Below are 20,128 nucleotides of genomic sequence, written 5' to 3'. Positions count from 1 at the left end.
GAGGGTGTCGCAAAAGGCCGGCATTGACAATAAACCCACAGAGATTTATTGCCTGTTATTGGGACTGACAACCCATGATAGGCTAAAAATAGCCCATAATATCAGGGCAACGGCCCTTGATAAGTTATACGCTATGGCGTGCAAGGTAAATTCCACTCTGACTGCCGATAAACCTCTGCGCCGAAAACGCTCCAGTCCCTGGGTACCCCGTAAGGCAGAAAATATCGGTTCTACCATGACTTTTCGTTGACTCAATATCCGCTTTGACTCCGGGTTGGTCATACGTGAACGCAGTTTATCCCGCGCTTCATCTTCCGGGTAACGTTTAATTTTTCTGCCCTTTTTCGCTTGCGTACATTTTTCTTTTTTCGGGCAATCGGCACAATTTGCTCCCGTGTAAACCCGATGCCCACGGCTCTTTTCGGACGGTTTTACTGTACTGACATGAAGTAACTTATCATTGGCCGGGCAGATATAAAGGTCTTTCTCCGCATGATAAATAAACCGCGATTTTGGGTAGATTTTTCTTGGGCTCTGTCGGTCATTACCTTCAGGACAGAACAACAGGATCGCGTGTTTTTGAGCCTCAGCGATAACCTCATCATGAAAATAACCCGCATCCAGTAAGAGGGTTTTGGGATGACACCCTGATAGCCGATAATGTTGAGCCAGTAAATCCGCGACAACTCGTGTTTCACTGGAAGGATCGACTGTTTGAGCAACAATGATACGGGCCTCATTGACCAAAACGGAAGGTTTATACGCACTGGAAAATCCCCGTCCCCGCTTGAGCCGCTGGATCATCGCTTCTGGCTCTATCGGGTTGATACGTAACTGGCTGGCGTCTTTACCGTTTTTTTCACGATTTTCTTGTCGGATTTGTAAGACGGCGGCAGATTGTTCCAGTCGCCTGATTTTATCTGCTTTTTGGGGATTGGCGGGGGCGGTAGTTAACGCTTTTTTTCTCGCAAAATCGCCTCCTGAGTCAGGAGGTTATAGTGAGAACACGCCGCTTCTATCACGGTTCCGTCCCCCGCCAGACAGGAAACACCGGATTGACTGTGATGTAATACGGATGAGGCTACCCCTTCAAAAAACGAGTCCGTCAGCGTGGATTGATGTTGATAGATGAAACGTCCAAGGCTGGCGTGATCAGGAGTAATGCCATGACTCACAAAGAGACATCCCAAATCCAGACGTGCCAGCCGTTCAAGTCCTCTGAGAGAACTGATCCCTTTCATGAGTCCATAAAGCAGAATGCCCATCATGGAACGTGGGGAATACGGCGCTCTACCGGATGAGGCGTAATCGCGTTCGAAGGGGGCCCAATTCTGCTCATCAAGGATATCGGAGACAATAAATGCCGTGCGTTCCCCCACTTGCTTCAAATAGTCATGGAGGGAAAGAGTTCCTTCCAGTACAGTTAGGTGCTGAGCGGTGACAAACTGACGCCCGGTATGAACGGAAGGTGTCAGTTGCCGTAGGAATTGAGTCATAGAAGGTCTCGTTTGGAATATTAACCCAGAGCTTAACTGATATTAGCTGATAAGGGTTAACTTTTGCGACACCCTCGTTTACGGTGGGGAGCAGTCACGCTGATTTTTGTTAACTTAACGCACCATTTTTGCGACATAAGGCAATAGCTAAAACATCTTCTGCCAGCAATTTTGCCGTGGCGATATCATCAATATCCCGTTTGATCAGTAGCTTACTCAGGCAGCCTTCCAGAATCAGTTCCATCTGTTTAGCAACGAGTTCGCAATCTTCAATATCCAGTTGATGTAGTAGCTCGGTGGTGTAACGGGAAGAACTCTGTTTTTGTAATTCAGCTAATTGATGGATAGGGTGGTCAGATTCAGGGAATTCGCTACAGGCCGCGATAAATAGGCAACCTGGGTAGCGCTTCTCTTTTACTTTTTCATCAAGGGCTGCATAACGAGCTAGTAGCTTCTCTTCTGGTGTCAGATTTTCATCCAGTAATATTTGTCGCTGCCAGACTTCAATCTGTTGGCTGTGATAACGTAGGCAGTCATAAAGCAGCGCTTCCCGATCAGGCCAGAATTGCTTGAGATATTCGATATCCATGTTAAGCGAACCAAAAAGTATCTCAGTTGTGATGGATAAGCCATGTTGCTCCAGTAAGTTTAAGGCATGACTAAGAACTTGTTCTCGTTGCACGGTGTTCTCCTTCTGAATCATTTTGGCAGATGTTGCAAATGCTCGTTAAAGCGAGTTGCATCCATAAAACCATTTACCCGTGAATCGGGGATCTCTTTTCCCTGGGAATCAAAAAACAGAATGGTCGGTAATCCCCGAACGCTCAGTTTTTCTAAAAGCTGTTTCTGTTGCGGGCTGTTGTTCGTGACATTGGCCTGTAACAGTAAGGTATCCCGCAGTTGTGACTGAACTTGTGGATCGCTGAAAGTATATTTTTCAAATTCTTTACAAGCGGTACACCAGTCAGCATAGAAATCAAGCATAATGGTTTTATGGCTGTTTTGTGTCATTATTTGTTCTAATTCTTGCCAGTTATTTATCTGACGGAAATTTAGGCTATGTTGCGGCTGTTGGGTAACAGTTGTACCCCAAAACCAATCCTGCAATGGACGGGTAGCTATCAGCATCAGAATCAACAATATCAGTTGTATAACTCGTACCCAACCGTTTTGGCTTCTAATCGTCAGAGCAAATCCCCATCCCAGGAAACTGGCTGCCAGCAGGCTCCATAATCGTATTCCCCAGGTATCACCGATGACCCTTTCCAGTAGGAAGACGGGTAGCGCGAGGATAATGAAGCCAAAAGCTTCTTTAACATACTGCATCCAAGGCCCACTACGTGGCAGGAGTTTATGACCAAACAGGGTGACGACGATGAGCGGCAACCCCATTCCCAAAGCATAAAGATAAAGGGTTAGGCCGCCTGCCACAGTATTACCACTTTGAGCAATGTAGAGCAAAATAGCGCTTAAAGGCGCGGTAGTACAAGGGGAGCAAATTAACCCCGCTAACGCACCCATAGCGAATACACCGAAAAGTGAACCGCTTTTTTGTTGGTTGCTCCAGTTGACTAAACGCGTCTGAACAGCGGAAGGCAGTTGCAGAGAATAGAGGCCGAACATCGATAGTGCCAGCAGAGTAAACAATACTGATAAGCCAATCAGTACATACGGATGTTGCAGTGCGGCCTGAAATTGTAGACCAGCAGCCGCTACAATCAATCCAAGTAATGTGTAGGTGATCGCCATGCCTTGAACATAGCTGAGTGCTAACCAAAATATCTGTTTTAGGCTATTAGGGCGTTGGCTGCCAAGAATAATGCTGGAAATCAATGGATACATCGGCAGTACACAAGGTGTAAAGGCGATGCCGATGCCAATCAAAATTGCCCAGAGTGGTGAGAAAGGTAAATGTTGTTGATCATTTGATGCACTCTCTGGTGTTTTCTCAACAGATTCGGTGGGTGTTGCGTCAGTTGTTTTTGATGGAACAATTGCACTCAATGGAACAAGGCGGGTTTCCGGTGGATAGCAATATCCTGCGGCGGCACAGCCTTGATAAGTGACAACGATATTGGAATTGTTGTTCGCCTCTGTAACAGGAACATTGACGATAAGTTGTTGGAAATAAACTTCGGTTTCACCAAAAAACTCATCTCGATGAGCTGTACCTTGTGGCAACGTGATTTTACCCAGTGTGGCCTGTTGCGGCTCAATATGAAGTTGTTTGCGATAAAGGTAATAACCCGGTTTGATTTGCCAATCTAACGTCAATTTGTCGCCTTTTTGCTGAAAATCAAACATGAATGCCTGATCTACTGGCAAATATAGATTCTGCCCCGGTTGTTCAAACAGCGCGTTCGCTGCCATTGGGGTAAAGAGGGAGCTGCAAAGCAGCAAAAATAGCATCAGAGTACGTTTAATCATAAAGATAATGATCGCTAATTAAATGAAATAGATTCAGCACTATAACCTAAGGCTGTCAGACCAGAAAGTGCTCTGGTTAAGATTAGAACAGTCATCGAAGGTTTTCAGAGAAAATAGATCGTTTGGGAGAGGGGTGTCAGGGGCGGTATACGCCCCTGGATTAAGTGATTATTGGCAGCCGGAATTAGAGGATCATACTGCCAAATAGGAAACCGAAGGCCACAGCTAGTGCAACTCCAATGGTGCCAGGGATAAAGAATGGATGATTAAATACAAAACGGCCGATACGGGTAGTGCCGGTGTCATCCATCTGAACTGCGGCAACCAAGGTTGGATAAGTGGGCAGTATGAACAACCCAGAAACCGCGGAGAAAGAAGCGATAGCTGTCAATGGTGTGACGTTCAGAGCCAAAGCCATCGGCATCAATGCCTTGGCGGTTGCCGCCTGAGAATAGAGTAGGGCGGAACAGAAGAAGAAAATAATCGCTAGCAACCAAGGTTGAGAGTGGATTAAGTCTCCAGCAGTGTCTTTAATCCAATCCATGTTCGCCTGTACAAAAGTGTCTCCTAGCCATGCAACACCTAGAATACAGATACATGCGCTCATACCCGCTTTAAAGGTACTGGAGTTCAGGATAGCGTCAGTATCAATTGAACAGAACATCGTCGTGATAGTTGCGACACTCAACATAATGATCAGAATAGCGTGAGTGGTGTTCATCAGAGGTTCTTCAATCAGGCCGATGCTTGGGCTATTGACGATAGCATAGATAACAACACTGATAACACCTGACAGGAATAACAGAACGGAAGCTTTAGCTTTTGGTTTAACTTCGATTTGTTTGCTGCCACGCAGAGTTACCAGATTGTCTTCCAAACGCTTTAAGTAAACGGGATCATCAGACAGCTTGGAATTGAACGCCCAGGAGATGATGAAAGACATCAGAACGATAGCGGAGAAAGTGGATGGTAATAGCACCATTAACAGATGGATATAGCTGACGCCGTGGCCTTCCATCAGAGAAGACATGTAAACGACTGCCGCGGAAATGGGTGAGGCGGTGATGCCGATTTGGGCCGCTACAACCGCCGTCGAAAGTGGACGGCATGGCTTAATGCCTTGCTCTTTCGCAACTTCAGTAATAACAGGCAGTGCTGACAGAGAGATGTTACCTGTACCTGCAAACAATGTCAGGAAATAGGTAACGATAGGTGCGAGTACCGTGATGTATTTTGGATTTTTACGCAGCAGTTTTTCCGTTTGCTGAACCAGATAATCCAGACCGCCGGCAACCTGCATTGCAGAGATAGCAGCGATAACTGCCATAATGATAGAAATAACATCGAATGGGATATGCCCTGGTTTAACGCCAATTACCGCCAGCACTAGAACGCCAAGACCACCGGCGAATCCAATGCCAATTCCCCCTAATCTTGCACCCAGGAAGATGGCCAGCAGAACGATAATCAATTCTACGGCTAACATAATAGTGACTCCTTGAAATAATTAAAAATTTGAAAATTTTAGGTTAATACTTTGTGCATGTAGGGAAGTAAAAAGGCACGCTATCCAGTTGGAGTCGCGTGCCTTGTTGCTAAGAGCTATTTTTTATTATATTCAACAACTTAATCGTCAAAACGTTTTGCCTTGTAAGATGGGCATTTTAGGTTCTCTACAGAGAAAATGTCATCCAATTGAGATTCGGTCAGTAAGCCTCGTTCCAGCACGACTTCACGAACACTCTTACCAGTTTCGGCACAAATCTTACCAACGATATCACCATTGTGGTGACCGATGAATGGGTTCAGATAGGTGACAATACCGATCGAGTTGAATACGAAGTTTTCGCAAACTTCCTTGTTAGCCGTGATGCCATTAACGCATTTTTCTACCAGGTTGCAGCAAGCGTTGCTTAACAGAGAGATAGATTCAAACATAGCCTGACCAATAGCAGGTTCCATTACATTAAGCTGTAACTGGCCTGCTTCGGATGCCATAGTAACACAAATATCGTTACCAATAACTTTGAAACAAACCTGATTCACAACTTCTGGAATAACCGGGTTCACTTTTGCCGGCATAATAGAAGAGCCTGCCTGTAATTCTGGTAGGTTGATTTCATTCAGGCCGGCACGAGGGCCAGAAGAAAGCAAACGCAGGTCATTGCAGATTTTAGACAGTTTGACGGCCAGGCGTTTCAGAGCGCCGTGGACCATAACATAAGCTCCACAGTCAGAGGTTGCTTCAATTAGATCTTCGGCTGGTATGCAAGGTAAACCTGAAACTTCAGCCAGTTTTTCAACCGCCAATTTCTGATAACCTGGCGCTGTGTTCAAGCCGGTACCGATAGCAGTAGCGCCAAGGTTAACTTCCAGCAGTAATTCAGAGGTTCGGTTTAAGTTTTTAACTTCTTCTTTCAGCAGGATAGAGAATGCGTTGAATTCCTGCCCTAGTGTCATAGGAACGGCATCCTGTAACTGGGTACGACCCATTTTTAGGATATCGCTGAATTCTTTGGCTTTGTTATCGAAGCCCGCAATTAACAGTTCAATAGACTCGATCAGTTTCAGGATGGAGTTATAAACTGCGATACGGAAACCGGTTGGGTAGGCGTCGTTAGTTGATTGGCTTTTATTCAAATGGTCATTCGGATTCAGGTACTCATATTCGCCTTTTTTATGGCCTAACAGTTCCAGACCAATGTTTGCCAGAACCTCATTGGTATTCATGTTGAGTGAAGTACCAGCGCCGCCCTGAAACACATCGACCGGAAACTGATCCATGCATTTGCCGGCATGGAGTACTTCGTCACATGCTTTGATGATGATGTCTGCAATCTTTTTAGGAATAGTTTGCAGTTCCTTGTTAGCTAAGGCTGCGGCTTTTTTTACCATCACCATGCCACGGATAAATTCGGGTACATCATTAATGGTGTTGTTACTGATATGGAAGTTTTCAATCGCACGTAAGGTGTGAATACCATAATAGGCTTCAGCAGGGACTTCTCGTTTACCTAACAGGTCTTCTTCGATACGAATGTTGTTTGACATGAGAACCTTCTTATTAGATGACGTTTTTACTGTCTAATTATGCGTTCATTAAATCATTATGTTGCCAACGGCAATAGTTATGATATGAACTTTTTATCACCGGATTGCCCACGTGATCATATGCTGGTTAGCAATAAATGCATTGAATCTGGATCACTTTATAGTGGTATTTGTTTAGTCTGATTTGATATATGTGATATTTATCACAATTGCGTGTCTAATTAGCAGAATTTTCAGAGGATTGAAAACGATAACTGTGACCCCAATTATATCTTTAATAAACTAAAAAATATTAATTTGGTTGTCCCTTGGATTTTGTTGATATGATTTATTCAGGATACAACCCGTTCATCCAAATCAATTGAAGGAGCACCAAGTGCGTTGGTTGCCATTTATCCTGATATTTTTGCTTGTCTACATTGAGTCAACCTTATTTGTGCGCGTTGCCTCCGAACTAGGTGTGCTGTTAACTCTGTTACTGGTGTTGTTTACTTCTTGTGTCGGTATCTCTTTGGTACGCAGTCAGGGCATAAAGAATTTTCTCCAGATCCAGCAGAAGCTGGTTAATGGCGAGAGTCCGGCCGCAGAAATGATAAAAAGCGTTTCTCTTTTGCTGGCGGGTTTCCTGTTAGTCCTTCCCGGCTTTTTTACGGATTTCCTTGGATTGCTGTTGTTACTGCCAGCGGTTCAAAAAACATTAGTGATGAAACTGATGCCACATATCAATTTCTATCGTCCTCATAATAGCGGTGGGTTTAGACGAGATAGTAATACTTTCGAGGGTGAATATGAGCGTAAGCAGGATAACGCCTCCCGTACGTTGAAAGATAGTAAACCCGATGATGACGAGCATAAGCCTCATTGATAAGCGGTAATTTTCTGAATGTTTAGTTTAATCATCGGTTTTTTTCTGTGGGCAAGAAAAAAGTAAAATATTTTTTTGCCTGCCCTTGAAGTATCATAAATAAGTCCCCATTTAATTTATTATGATACTGGTTTAATGAAAGCATGCTGGTATCAATCCTCTTACCTGATATGGACTTTCTTATAGGAGAGCTATCAATGAATATTCGTCCATTGCATGATCGTGTAATCGTCAAGCGTAAAGAAGTTGAATCAAAATCTGCTGGCGGTATTGTGCTGACTGGCACTGCTGCGGGTAAATCCACTCGTGGCGAAGTCCTGGCTGTGGGCAATGGCCGCATCCTTGAAAACGGTGATGTAAAAGCACTGTGTGTGAAAGTTGGAGATATCGTTATTTTTAACGATGGTTACGGTGTTAAGTCAGAGAAGATCGACAACGAAGAAGTGTTGATCATGTCTGAAAGCGACATTCTGGCAATTGTTGAAGCGTAATTGTTGCGCTTAGATCTTCTTAACTGAACGAATTTAAAGGAAAGAAACAATGGCAGCTAAAGACGTAAAATTTGGTAGCGACGCTCGCGTTAAGATGCTACGTGGTGTGAATATTCTCGCTGATGCAGTAAAAGTAACCCTGGGTCCTAAAGGCCGTAACGTTGTGCTGGATAAATCTTTCGGTGCTCCTGCAATCACTAAAGACGGCGTTTCCGTAGCTCGTGAAATTGAACTGGAAGACAAGTTCGAAAACATGGGTGCTCAGATGGTGAAAGAAGTTGCCTCTAAAGCGAATGATGCTGCGGGCGACGGCACAACAACAGCAACTGTATTGGCTCAGTCTATTGTTACTGAAGGTCTGAAAGCCGTAGCCGCTGGTATGAACCCAATGGATCTGAAACGCGGTATTGATAAAGCCGTGGTTGCGGCAGTGGCAGAACTGAAAAAGCTGTCCGTACCTTGCTCAGATTCCACCTCTATTGCTCAGGTAGGTACTATCTCCGCGAATTCCGACGAGACTGTGGGTAAATTGATCGCAGAAGCGATGGATAAAGTCGGTAAAGAAGGTGTAATCACCGTTGAAGAAGGTACTGGCCTGGAAGACGAGCTGGATGTCGTTGAAGGTATGCAGTTCGACCGTGGTTACCTCTCTCCTTATTTCATCAACAAACCAGAAAACGGTTCTGTTGAATTAGAAAATCCATATATTCTTCTGGTAGATAAAAAAATCTCCAACATCCGTGAACTGTTGCCAGTTCTGGAAGGTGTAGCTAAAGCAAGCAAGCCTTTGCTGATTATTGCGGAAGATGTTGAAGGTGAAGCATTGGCTACTCTGGTTGTTAACACCATGCGTGGCATCGTCAAAGTTGCTGCGGTTAAAGCGCCTGGCTTCGGTGACCGCCGTAAGGCTATGCTGCAAGATATCGCTGTCTTGACTAACGGTAATGTTATTTCTGAAGAGATTGGTCTGGAGTTGGAAAAAGCAACTCTGGAAGATCTGGGTCAGGCAAAACGTATCGTTATCAACAAAGATACCACCACCATTATTGATGGCGTTGGTGAAGAAGTTGCAATTGCAGGCCGTGTTTCTCAGATCAATAAGCAGATCAAAGAGTCCACTTCTGATTATGACCGTGAAAAACTGCAAGAGCGTGTAGCTAAACTGGCTGGCGGTGTTGCTGTTATTAAAGTTGGCGCTGCAACAGAAGTTGAGATGAAAGAAAAACGTGCTCGCGTTGACGATGCTCTGCATGCAACTCGCGCAGCAGTAGAAGAAGGCGTGGTAGCTGGTGGTGGTGTCGCTCTGGTTCGCGTTGCGGCTGCTATTGCTGGTCTGAAAGGCGATAACGAAGATCAAAACGTAGGTATCCGTGTTGCAATGCGCGCGATGGAAGCTCCTTTGCGTCAGATCGTTGACAACTCAGGTGAAGAGCCATCTGTTATCGCAAACAGCGTGAAAGCGGGTGAAGGCAACTACGGTTATAACGCAACGACTGAACAGTATGGCGATATGATCGCAATGGGTATTCTGGATCCAACTAAAGTGACTCGTTCCGCACTACAATTCGCGGCATCTATCGCTGGTCTGATGATCACCACTGAATGTATGATCACTGATCTGCCTAAAGACGATAAAGCTGATTTAGGTGCCGCAGGCGGTATGGGTGGCATGGGCGGTATGGGCGGCATGATGTAATAGTCGCGTAGGTAGCTAGCCTGGCGGGCTACGTCCATTGTGGTCACCGATTAATATCGTGGTGAATATCCCCACCCCGCTAAAATAGCATTTAAAAAATCCGATATCCGGGCTGAGGTTCAAGCTTGGATATCGGTCTCCGGGTCTGATTTCAGATAGGGATGAAAGCCTGTATTTCCGTAATATTTATGAAAAATGTACGTTGAAGTGATGTTGCTCTTGCTATAATGTCCTCTTCTCCTTTTCCTTCTGTAGTGCTGCTATACTCGTGATTAAAGTTTGTGCAACACTGTTTCCTGCTCCTGCTCCTGCTCCTGCTCCTGCTCCATGTGAAACTGCGGCTTTACAAAGTGATTGTCCTCTTCATTAGCTTAAAAAGCGGTTCAAGGTGTTAAGTAATAAAGATGATTTGGCATAGGACAAGTTCTTAAGCAAAAAAATATTTCCTTAAGTTTAGAAAAAATGAGCATATTAGACTAAAATTCATTTATCCATAGGACTTTGGAAAATAATTCAAATATCTATGCACAAATTTAATCGATCCACAGAAATGGCTGTATTCGTTCAGGTAATTGAGTCGGAGAGTCTCTCTGCCGCTGCTCGCAAGCTCGACATGACGCCATCAGCAGTCAGTAAGCTTATTAATCGACTGGAGATACGACTTGGTGTGCGGCTGTTGAATAGAACAACACGTAAACTTCAATTAACGGCTGAGGGTTCTGTTTTCTATGAGCGTAGTGTCAGGATTTTGGAGGACATCACAGCCGCAGAACAAGAGGCAAATCAGGGAACGGCGCCGCGTGGACGGATACGTGTGAATTGTCATGTTGCGTTTGGAAAACATTGCTTGATGCCTTTATTACCGGACTTCCTGCAATGCTACCCGGAGATCACGCTCGACATCTCGTTATGTGACTTGGTAGTGGATTTACTTGATGATCATAGCGATGTGGCAATTCGTACCGGTCCCCCTCTGGACGACTCATGTCTCATGGTGCGCCGGCTGGGGTCAAGTCGAATGGTTGTGGTAGGATCTCCTTCATACTTTGAAAGAGTAGGGATGCCCGCTACGCCTAGCGATCTGGGTCGTTACAATCGACTTGGTTTTGGTTTCACCCGCCATGTGAAAGCCTGGCCTTTCATCGGTTCGGAAGAGTGGGGGCAACAATTGCCTTCAGGGAACTTGTTACTTGGTGATGGAGAAACCATGCGTAAAGCTGCAATAGCAGGACTTGGCTTAGCACGACTGGCCCGCTTCCATGTGAATGCTGATATTCAGGCTGGTTTGCTGCTACCTGTACTTGAGAATTATAATCCTGGCGATAAGGAAGAAATATATGCCGCTTTTGTCGGCACAGGCAGGCAGCCTCCATCACGAGTACGGGTATTTCTCGATTATCTAGCAGAGCACATCCATATTGGTGATGGATGGTAATAACCATAAAATTGGTACCACGAAAATATTTGATCGAGTGTTATCGTGGTATCAATGAAATATCTGTATTCAAATTGAATCCGTGTTAAAAAGACATAATTATTTATATATAATAAAATACACATGAAATTAAGATGAGTATAATTGCCAAATCATCTTAATAAGTGTAATTTTTGTGAAATATACTGCCAGATCATTATTTAATAAAAGATTGTTATGAGATATTACCAACTTAAAACTGTTGATAGATGTTCTAATGGTATTTTTAATGATATGGTTTAAGTTTAATATCATTCGTAACATATGAGTTGAATTTATCAGATAGAAAACAAGCGAAAATATGCTAGCAGGAAATATATGTATGATTATTATAAGTTTATTCAAGGAGCTCTTAGGAGCTAACGAATTGGTTAAATATTTACATTATACTTTTAATATTGCAGATTGATTCTTTAAATTAAGAGAGATGTAGGGGAATTTATAATCCATATTAGTTTTGGCACTTGTAGTATTGTGAATTTCCTATCAGGCCATTTATATAATGGATAAAATGTTTTTTGGGGAGATAACCAATGGGATAATTAATGAGTTACCTTTTTATGGGAAAAGTAACTTATTGAGCTTATTCGTATTATTTATTCGGTTATTTTCCCTGTTTTTTTACTGAATTCATCTTGGTATAAAAGATTTTTAGCCTAAACATTTTACCTTAAGGGTACTTTATTAAATTATTTTTTGCGATATTGGTGCACAACAAGGTATATTGTTGATTAATTGTCGAATTTACAACAATGAGTGAGGAAAAACATGCGAATTAAAGTTTTGCTCAACGCTTCAGTGTTGCTACTGCTGGCAGGGTGTACAACCACCAACCAATTAACTTCTGGAGGTTCACAGGTGCGTTTTGTTGACACTAAGCCTGGCAGCGAATGTCAGCTGTTAGGTGAAGTGACAGGTACACAAAGCAACTGGATGACTGGTGTAAGTAATGAAAGCAGTTCGATGCGTGGGGCAGCCAATGATTTACGCAATAAAGCCGCAGTCATGGGGGGAAATGTGATTTATGGAGTCACCAGTCCGAGTGAAAGTCTGTTATCGAGCTTTGCTCCACTGGATAGTAAAATGATTGGTCAGGTCTATAAATGCCAGTAATGGCATTCAGAGTTTGGATGATATGCCCGGCTGAAAAGTATCCGGGCATGAATTTTTTGTTAATTTTGCCTTAATCCCAAATCAAGAGGCGTCTTACTCGGTTCTCCGCCGATTTCCCTTGCCAGACGAGGTACTAAGTAACCTGAAATTTTTGTCAGTAATTCTCGAATAAGCTCCCTGGCTTCTTCATCGCTGACCATAAAGTGGGCTGCTCCTTGTACTTTATCCAGCACATGAATGTAATAAGGCAGAATGCCTGCATCAAACAGAGCATTGCTCAAATCAGCCAGAGTATCAGAATGATTATTGACACTGCGTAACAGCACACTTTGATTTAATAACGTGATACCTGCTTGTTTCAGCAATATCATGCTGTTCCGTAAGGATTGGTCGATCTCATTAGCATGATTGATATGTGTCACCATGAGCACCTGTAGTCTTGATTGCGCCAGCCGATCACAAAGTGTTGTTGTGATCCGGGCAGGAATAACCACAGGCAGACGAGTGTGAATACGCAGTCGTTTGATATGGGAAATCTTTTCCAGATTGCTGATCAACCAATCAAGTTCATGATCTTTTGCCATTAAAGGATCGCCGCCAGAGAAGATAATCTCATCAAGCTCAGGATGTTGCTGAATGTAATCTAACGCTTGCTGCCAATTGCGTTTATTACCTTTGTTATCTTCGTATGGGAAATGACGGCGGAAGCAATAACGGCAGTTAACCGCGCATCCTCCTTTAACCAGCAATAGTGCGCGATTACGGTATTTATGTAATAGACCGGGGACAGCACTACGTTGTTCATCCAGAGGATCGGTAGAAAAACCGGGTGTAAGCGTGAATTCTTCTGGTGTCGTTATGACCTGAAGCAACAGCGGATCATCAGGATCGTTTACTTGCATACGTGCAACAAAAGCCCTAGGTACCCGTAGTGGAAACAGGCGACGTGCGTCACTCCCCTTACTCAATGTCGGGTGTTCATCTAAAGATAATAATTGTAATAATTCATCAGGGTCGGTAATAACATCTGTAAGTTGTTTCAACCAGTCTTCTCTGATGATGATCTTTGGGGTTATAATGTGCGCCATTTTTTGGCTAAGCCATTTTGTTTAGAAAGAGGATCTCCATGGCTACTTATAGTACCAATGAATTCCGTTCAGGTCTTAAAATCATGTTAGATGGCGAGCCGTGCGCTATTCTTGAAAGTGAATTCGTGAAGCCGGGTAAAGGTCAGGCGTTTGCCCGTGTTCGTATTCGTAAGCTGATTTCCGGTAAACTGCTGGAAAAGACCTTTAAGTCTACTGACTCTGTAGAATCTGCCGACGTGATGGATATGAACCTGACTTACCTGTATAACGATGGTGAGTTTTGGCACTTTATGAATAACGAAACCTTCGAGCAATTAGCGGCTGATGAAAAAGCAGTTGGCGATAATGCGAAATGGTTAGTAGAACAAGCTGAGTGTATCCTGACGTTGTGGAATGGTCAGCCTATCTCTGTGACTCCACCAAACTTTGTTGAATTAGAAATTACGGATACTGATCCAGGTCTGAAAGGCGATACCGCGGGTACGGGTGGTAAACCAGCAACTTTGAGCACTGGTGCGGTAGTTAAAGTACCACTGTTCGTTCAAATCGGTGAAGTGATTAAAGTGGATACCCGTTCTGGTGAATACGTTTCTCGCGTGAAATAATTACCCCGACTGTATTCGATAAAAGCCGCAGTTCTGGAAGCAGACTGTGGTTTTTCTTTATTGGTGATAATACCGGGCATGGCTATTTTGTCTTTTAAGCTCACGATATTGTGTTATTGATACTGCAATTTTACACGACTATAATTCATCTCTGTTTCTAATGGTTATCCGGGACGACCTGGATATACTGCCGTTTTCTGGGGACGACTCCACAACTATATATGGGGCGTTGATATGTCCTGGTTTGTTCTTGTTATTGCTGGTTTATTCGAAGTCGTCTGGGCGGTTGGCCTGAAATATACTCATGGTTTCACCCGGTTGATACCGAGCCTTATTACAGCCGGTGCTGTGGCGCTCAGTATGGGGTTGCTTGCTTATGCGATGAAAGGCTTGCCAATAGGTACAGCTTATGCGGTGTGGACTGGAATAGGGGCAGTGGGTACCGCCATTTTTGGCATTATAGTGTTCGGTGAATCTGCAAGTTTTGCCCGGATTCTAAGTTTTGTTCTGATTATCGCCGGTATTATCGGTTTGAAATTGTCCAGTTAATATTGAACTGCACTCCAAAGGCTTCACATTTTGGCAGTGCAGCTTCTATATGGGATATTCTTTATCAAGAAATACCGACTTTTTGTAGTAGTTCATTATCGAAAGGAAAATAAATGAACCAGCGGAAAGCACAATATTCAGAATAGTTCGACTACAACGTAAAAACCCCAATAATCGCGACAACACTCAGGATCGCGGCCAGGCCGTAGAAAATCCATTTACTTGCAGGGATATGAATTTTCAGGTCATGCATACCGTGGTGGATACGGTGTGAACCGCACCATAGCGGTAGAATAATCATCAGTAATAGGAACGCACGACCAATAAAGCTCTGACAGAAAGTTAGAATTCGTGTGTAGCTTAATGCTTCCGGCGCTACTCCCAATGGTAAAAGGATTGCTACCAATAAAATAATGGCAGGGGCTACAATTGCGCCCCACATCCCACCGGCGCCAAATAATCCCCAAAAAATCGGTTCATCGGAACGTTTAGGTATTTGATTCATTAGATCCTCCTTGAGGTTAAAGTAAGGCTATGCCTAATATAATCATGGTGACGATAATAGTGACGGCCCATAGTAGTTTGATTATTGGTCCAGCTCCCATTTTTTCGCCTTTTATCACTACGTTAGCTGCCTTCGGCGCTAGCTCAAACCAGGTTTTAGTATGCAGCAGAGCACCTAGCAGAGTGATGATATTAATCAGCAGGATGACGGGGTTTTTCAGGAATGTGACAAATTCATCCCAGCTTTGTGCGCCGCCTTTTAGAGCGAATAGACCGTATATTAGTAAGATACTGAACCACATAGTCGTAACGGCGGTACTTTCACGCAGAATATAGAAGCGGTAAAAGCCCAGTTTCTGCCACCAGTTGGGAGCCATGCTGCGGATATAAGGTTTACGTTTAGTCGTCATTACTTTCTTCTCTCCCCTTATTGTGGTTTTAGCATGGCGATCATGAAATCTTTCGCGCTTTCGATCTTGCCTTGTTGGATTGCTGCGGCTGGATCGACATGTTTCGGACAGACCTCAGAACAGTAACCAACGAATGTACAGCTCCATACCCCATTTTGGCTGTTAAGTTGGGGCATACGCTTCTTCTTACCGTGGTCGCGGTTGTCGAGGTTGTAACGGTGAGCCAGCGTGATTGCCGCTGGGCCGATAAATTCAGGGTTCAGACCAAACTGAGGGCAAGCGGCATAACATAAGCCACAGTTGATACAGCCGGAAAATTGATGATATTTCGCCATCTGTGCTGGAGTTTGAATATTTGGGCCTTCAAAAGGTTTGCGGTCATTCCCGATGATGTATGGTTTGATCGCTTCCAGGCTTTCAATGAAGTGGGTCATATCCACTACCAGGTCACGTTCAATAGGGAAGTTAGCTAGCGCTTCAACTCTCATTCCTGGAGGATAATCACGCAGGAAGGTTTTACAGGCTAGCTTCGGCACTCGGTTAACCATCATGCCGCAAGAGCCACAGATAGCCATACGGCAAGACCAGCGGTAAGAGAGGTCGGGAGCGAGATTGTCTTTAATGTAACCTAGGGCGTCAAGTAGAGAAGTCTGTTCATCATAAGGAATTTCATAGGTTATAAAATGGGGTTTATGGTCACTTTCTGGATTATAGCGCATGACCTCCACTCTCAGGGTGTTCATATCAACCATTCTCCTGCTCCTTATACTTTTTCTCTTGTGCTGCGGCTTCACCGCCATATACACGTTTTGCGGGTATGGATTTGGTGATTTTCACATCGCTGTATTCTAGGTGAGGGATACTTCCAGGGTTATAGAAAGCGAGCGTATGTTTTAGGAGGTTTTCATCATCACGTTCGGTACAACCTTCATCCAGGCGTTGATGAGCGCCACGGGACTCTTTACGGTTTATCGCAGAGTGAATCATACATTCAGCCACATCCAAGCCGAAGCCAAGCTCAATGGTGTACAATAGATCCGTGTTGAACACATTGGTGTTATCGGTGATTTTCACTCGTTTGAAGCGATCTTTTAGTTCAGCAATTTTATCAGCTGTTTTCAGCATCAGTTCAGGGGTGCGATAGATACCGCAGCCTTCTTCCATCGAGATCCCCATTTCATCGCGTATCTTCGACCAACTTTCCGTCCCTTTCTGTTTCAGTAAGTTGTTCAAATGTGCGACTACATCACGGGCCTGGGCGTCTAATGGGCGGTCATTAACGGGTTTGGTTTGTTGAACATGTTTTACAGCTTCTTCACCCGCCAGACGGCCAAAGACCACCAATTCAGCCAGAGAATTGGAACCAAGGCGGTTTGCGCCATGCAGGCCGACAGAAGAACATTCACCGACAGCGAACAGCCCTTTAATGCGGGTTTCACATTTCTGGTCAGTTTCGATACCGCCCATCGTGTAATGTGCCGTAGGCCGGACAGGAATGGGTTCTTTAACGGGATCAACGCCGACATACGCTTTTGCCAGTTCACAGATGAAGGGCAAGCGTTCAAGCAATTTCTTCTCTCCCAAATGGCGGAGATCAAGATAAACCACATCGCCACGTGGAGTTGAAATAGTACGACCGGCACGCCATTCATGCCAAAAAGCTTGAGAAACTTTGTCACGAGGACCTAGTTCCATATATTTGTTTTCAGGTTTGCCTAATGGAGTCTCAGGGCCGAGGCCATAATCTTGTAAATAGCGGTAGCCATCTTTGTTGACCAGAATTCCGCCTTCACCACGACAACCTTCTGTCATTAAGATACCGGAACCAGGCAGACCGGTTGGGTGATATTGAACAAATTCCATATCACGCAGTGGTACGCCGTGACGGAATGCCATGCCCATACCATCACCGGTCACGATACCGCCGTTGGTATTGTAACGGTATACACGGCCTGCACCACCGGTTGCCATAATGACGGCGTTGGCTCTTACCTGAATTCTGGCGCCTTCCATCATATTTAGTGCAACCAGACCGCGTGCTTGTCCTTCTTCCACCAGAATATCGAGGACAAAATGTTCATCAAAGCGCTGGATTTGAGGGTACTTAAGGGAAGTCTGGAATAGCGTATGCAGCATGTGGAAGCCAGTTTTATCCGCAGCGAACCAAGTACGCTCTATTTTCATACCACCAAAACGACGCACGTCGACGGAACCATTTTCTTTACGGCTCCACGGACAGCCCCATTGCTCTAGCTGGATCATTTCTGTCGGGCAATGTTCGACGAAGTATTCAACAACATCTTGCTCACATAACCAATCACCACCGGATACTGTGTCGTTGAAATGGAAATCATAGGAGTCGTGAGCTTGGGTGACTGCGGCTGATCCACCTTCCGCTGCCACAGTGTGGCTACGCATTGGGTAAACTTTTGAGATCAGAGCAATCTTCATTTGAGGATTAGCTTCAGCGGCGGCAATTGCGGCACGTAGACCAGCGCCTCCGGCTCCGATAATAGCGAGATCGGCATTAAAGATTTGCACTGTGCTTCTCCATTATTTAAGTTAAATTAATTAGTAAGCAAAATCGTCGTAACTTTCCTAAATGTTGTTGTTATTGTTTCTTATATAGCAAGATTTTGTAGGTAAAATCCTGTGCTTTAACGATTAAGGACAGCTATTTATTACTATTTGTATTGGATTAAGTATAGCGATTTCTAAGTGAGATAAATTTGATATGAAAGGGTATTATTGTCAGATTTAGCAAAATCCGCCGTAAACCCTCGCCAGTGCGAGGGTGTCGCAAAAGGCCGGCATTGACAATAAACCCACAGAGATTTATTGCCTGTTATTGGGACTGACAACCCATGACAGGCTAAAAATAGCCCATAATATCAGGGCAACGGCCCTTGATAAGTTATACGCTATGGCGTGCAAGGTAAATTCCACTCTGACTGCCGATAAACCTCTGCGCCGAAAACGCTCCAGTCCCTGGATACCCCGTAAGGCAGAAAATATCGGTTCTACCATGACTTTTCGTTGACTCAATATCCGCTTTGACTCCGGGTTGGTCATACGTGAACGCAGTTTATCCCGCGCTTCATCTTCCGGGTAACGTTTAATTTTTCTGCCCTTTTTCGCTTGCGTACATTTTTCTTTTTTCGGGCAATCGGCACAATTTGCTCCCGTGTAAACCCGATGCCCACGGCTCTTTTCGGACGGTTTTACTGTACTGACATGAAGTAACTTATCATTGGCCGGGCAGATATAAAGGTCTTTCTCCGCATGATAAATAAACCGCGATTTTGGGTAGATTTTTCTTGGGCTCTGTCGGTCATTACCTTCAGGACAGAACAACAGGATCGCGTGTTTTTGAGCCTCAGCGATAACCTCATCATGAAAATAACCCGCATCCAGTAAGAGGGTTTTGGGATGACACCCTGATAGCCGATAATGTTGAGCCAGTAAATCCGCGACAACTCGTGTTTCACTGGAAGGATCGACTGTTTGAGCAACAATGATACGGGCCTCATTGACCAAAACGGAAGGTTTATACGCACTGGAAAATCCCCGTCCCCGCTTGAGCCGCTGGATCATCGCTTCTGGCTCTATCGGGTTGATACGTAACTGGCTGGCGTCTTTACCGTTTTTTTCACGATTTTCTTGTCGGATTTGTAAGACGGCGGCAGATTGTTCCAGTCGCCTGATTTTATCTGCTTTTTGGGGATTGGCGGGGGCGGTAGTTAACGCTTTTTTTCTCGCAAAATCGCTTCCTGAGTCAGGAGGTTATAGTGAGAACACGCCGCTTCTATCACGGTTCCGTCCCCCGCCAGACAGGAAACATCGGATTGACTGTGATGTAATACGGATGAGGCTACCCCTTCAAAAAACGAGTCCGTCAGCGTGGATTGATGTTGATAGATGAAACGTCTAAGGCTGGCGTGATCAGGAGTAATGCCATGACTCACAAAGAGACATCCCAAATCCAGACGTGCCAGCCGTTCAAGTCCTCTGAGAGAACTGATCCCTTTCATGAGTCCATAAAGCAGAATGCCCATCATGGAACGTGGGGAATACGGCGCTCTACCGGATGAGGCGTAATCGCGTTCGAAAGGGGCCCAATTCTGCTCATCAAGGATATCGGAGACAATAAATGCCGCGCGTTCCCCCACTTGCTTCAAATAGTCATGGAGGGAAAGAGTTCCTTCCAGTACAGTTGCTGAGCGGTGACAAACTGACGCCCGGTATGAACGGAAGGTGTCAGTTGCCGTAGGAATTGAGTCATAGAAGGTCTCGTTTGGAATATTAACCCAGAGCTTAACTGATATTAGCTGATAAGGGTTAACTTTTGCGACACCCTCT

The 20,128-nt window shown here is 44.6% G+C and carries 20 protein-coding genes; 7 read left to right on the top strand and 13 right to left on the bottom strand.

The genetic code is table 11. The annotated features are described in order from the left end of the window. Nucleotides 1–45 precede the first annotated feature (45 nt). The 6 genes from EAE92_RS22755 to aspA all read right to left on the bottom strand — a co-directional run bounded on the left by EAE92_RS22755 (nucleotide 46) and on the right by aspA (nucleotide 6,974). On the bottom strand, nucleotides 46–804 hold the full coding sequence (locus EAE92_RS22755; RefSeq protein WP_214069690.1) for a transposase: 759 nt from the start codon (nucleotides 802–804) through the stop codon (nucleotides 46–48). A gap of 146 nt (nucleotides 805–950) precedes the next feature. Continuing rightward, nucleotides 951–1,496: a transposase gene (locus EAE92_RS22750; RefSeq protein WP_246545358.1), complete on the bottom strand. Its 546-nt coding sequence runs from the start codon at nucleotides 1,494–1,496 to the stop codon at nucleotides 951–953. A 109-nt stretch (nucleotides 1,497–1,605) separates the two neighbouring features. After that, nucleotides 1,606–2,178: a division control transcriptional repressor DicD gene (dicD, locus tag EAE92_RS22745; RefSeq protein ID WP_214069689.1), complete on the bottom strand. Its 573-nt coding sequence runs from the start codon at nucleotides 2,176–2,178 to the stop codon at nucleotides 1,606–1,608. A 17-nt stretch (nucleotides 2,179–2,195) separates the two neighbouring features. Continuing rightward, nucleotides 2,196–3,923, bottom strand: a complete 1,728-nt coding sequence (locus EAE92_RS22740) for a protein-disulfide reductase DsbD (RefSeq protein WP_214069688.1) — start codon at nucleotides 3,921–3,923, stop codon at nucleotides 2,196–2,198. A 184-nt stretch (nucleotides 3,924–4,107) separates the two neighbouring features. Continuing rightward, nucleotides 4,108–5,409, bottom strand: coding sequence for an anaerobic C4-dicarboxylate transporter (locus tag EAE92_RS22735; RefSeq protein ID WP_214069687.1), 1,302 nt, complete (start codon nucleotides 5,407–5,409; stop codon nucleotides 4,108–4,110). Between the two features lie 140 nt (nucleotides 5,410–5,549). Next, nucleotides 5,550–6,974, bottom strand: coding sequence for an aspartate ammonia-lyase (gene aspA, locus EAE92_RS22730; RefSeq protein ID WP_105398409.1), 1,425 nt, complete (start codon nucleotides 6,972–6,974; stop codon nucleotides 5,550–5,552). Between the two features lie 376 nt (nucleotides 6,975–7,350). Here aspA and EAE92_RS22725 point away from each other — a divergent pair, with 376 nt between their 5' ends. The 5 genes from EAE92_RS22725 (at nucleotide 7,351) to EAE92_RS22705 (ending at nucleotide 12,613) form a co-directional block, all read left to right on the top strand. Continuing rightward, nucleotides 7,351–7,839, top strand: coding sequence for an FxsA family protein (locus tag EAE92_RS22725; RefSeq protein WP_036809432.1), 489 nt, complete (start codon nucleotides 7,351–7,353; stop codon nucleotides 7,837–7,839). 197 nt (nucleotides 7,840–8,036) lie between these two features. Next, nucleotides 8,037–8,330, top strand: a complete 294-nt coding sequence (locus tag EAE92_RS22720; protein ID WP_036809429.1) for a co-chaperone GroES — start codon at nucleotides 8,037–8,039, stop codon at nucleotides 8,328–8,330. A gap of 49 nt (nucleotides 8,331–8,379) precedes the next feature. Continuing rightward, nucleotides 8,380–10,026: a chaperonin GroEL gene (gene groL, locus EAE92_RS22715; RefSeq protein WP_214069686.1), complete on the top strand. Its 1,647-nt coding sequence runs from the start codon at nucleotides 8,380–8,382 to the stop codon at nucleotides 10,024–10,026. 550 nt (nucleotides 10,027–10,576) lie between these two features. Continuing rightward, the gene (locus EAE92_RS22710) at nucleotides 10,577–11,461 is read left to right on the top strand and encodes a LysR family transcriptional regulator (RefSeq protein WP_246545356.1); all 885 of its coding nucleotides are present in this window, start codon (nucleotides 10,577–10,579) and stop codon (nucleotides 11,459–11,461) included. Nucleotides 11,462–12,268: 807 nt separating this feature from the next. Then, a complete protein-coding gene (locus tag EAE92_RS22705; protein WP_214069684.1) occupies nucleotides 12,269–12,613 on the top strand; it encodes a DUF4156 domain-containing protein in 345 nt (114 codons plus the stop codon). 59 nt (nucleotides 12,614–12,672) lie between these two features. Here EAE92_RS22705 and epmB read toward each other — a convergent pair whose 3' ends face one another. Further along, a complete protein-coding gene (epmB, locus tag EAE92_RS22700) occupies nucleotides 12,673–13,701 on the bottom strand; it encodes an EF-P beta-lysylation protein EpmB (RefSeq protein ID WP_214069683.1) in 1,029 nt (342 codons plus the stop codon). A 38-nt stretch (nucleotides 13,702–13,739) separates the two neighbouring features. On the opposite strand from epmB, the gene efp reads away from it, so the two are divergent. Together efp and sugE are read left to right on the top strand one after the other, a co-directional pair. Beyond that, the gene (gene efp / locus EAE92_RS22695; protein WP_036776062.1) at nucleotides 13,740–14,306 is read left to right on the top strand and encodes an elongation factor P; all 567 of its coding nucleotides are present in this window, start codon (nucleotides 13,740–13,742) and stop codon (nucleotides 14,304–14,306) included. Between the two features lie 234 nt (nucleotides 14,307–14,540). Continuing rightward, complete coding sequence (gene sugE / locus EAE92_RS22690) at nucleotides 14,541–14,855, top strand: quaternary ammonium compound efflux SMR transporter SugE (RefSeq protein WP_036776061.1); 315 nt, start codon at nucleotides 14,541–14,543, stop codon at nucleotides 14,853–14,855. Nucleotides 14,856–15,006: 151 nt separating this feature from the next. Here the strand turns inward: sugE and frdD are convergent, their stop codons facing one another. The 6 genes from frdD to EAE92_RS24825 all read right to left on the bottom strand — a co-directional run. Then, nucleotides 15,007–15,360 (bottom strand): fumarate reductase subunit FrdD, encoded by a 354-nt coding sequence (gene frdD, locus EAE92_RS22685; protein ID WP_065391664.1) that lies wholly within the window; start codon nucleotides 15,358–15,360, stop codon nucleotides 15,007–15,009. A 16-nt stretch (nucleotides 15,361–15,376) separates the two neighbouring features. Beyond that, nucleotides 15,377–15,769, bottom strand: a complete 393-nt coding sequence (gene frdC, locus EAE92_RS22680) for a fumarate reductase subunit FrdC (protein ID WP_214069682.1) — start codon at nucleotides 15,767–15,769, stop codon at nucleotides 15,377–15,379. A gap of 17 nt (nucleotides 15,770–15,786) precedes the next feature. Then, nucleotides 15,787–16,521 (bottom strand): succinate dehydrogenase/fumarate reductase iron-sulfur subunit, encoded by a 735-nt coding sequence (locus tag EAE92_RS22675; protein WP_214069681.1) that lies wholly within the window; start codon nucleotides 16,519–16,521, stop codon nucleotides 15,787–15,789. Next, on the bottom strand, nucleotides 16,514–18,310 hold the full coding sequence (gene frdA, locus EAE92_RS22670; protein WP_214069680.1) for a fumarate reductase (quinol) flavoprotein subunit: 1,797 nt from the start codon (nucleotides 18,308–18,310) through the stop codon (nucleotides 16,514–16,516). Before frdA ends, EAE92_RS22675 begins: the two co-directional genes overlap by 8 nt. 294 nt (nucleotides 18,311–18,604) lie before the next feature. After that, on the bottom strand, nucleotides 18,605–19,363 hold the full coding sequence (locus EAE92_RS22665; RefSeq protein ID WP_214069679.1) for a transposase: 759 nt from the start codon (nucleotides 19,361–19,363) through the stop codon (nucleotides 18,605–18,607). Between the two features lie 146 nt (nucleotides 19,364–19,509). Continuing rightward, a partial coding sequence (locus tag EAE92_RS24825) for a transposase (protein WP_246545355.1) occupies nucleotides 19,510–20,128 on the bottom strand: 619 nt, incomplete at its 5' end.

It is taken from the genome of Photorhabdus hainanensis (assembly GCF_018448965.1).
Lineage (GTDB): Bacteria > Pseudomonadota > Gammaproteobacteria > Enterobacterales > Enterobacteriaceae > Photorhabdus > Photorhabdus akhurstii.
Note: the sequence above shows the minus strand (reverse complement) of the source record. Positions and strands in the feature narration are given on the sequence as shown.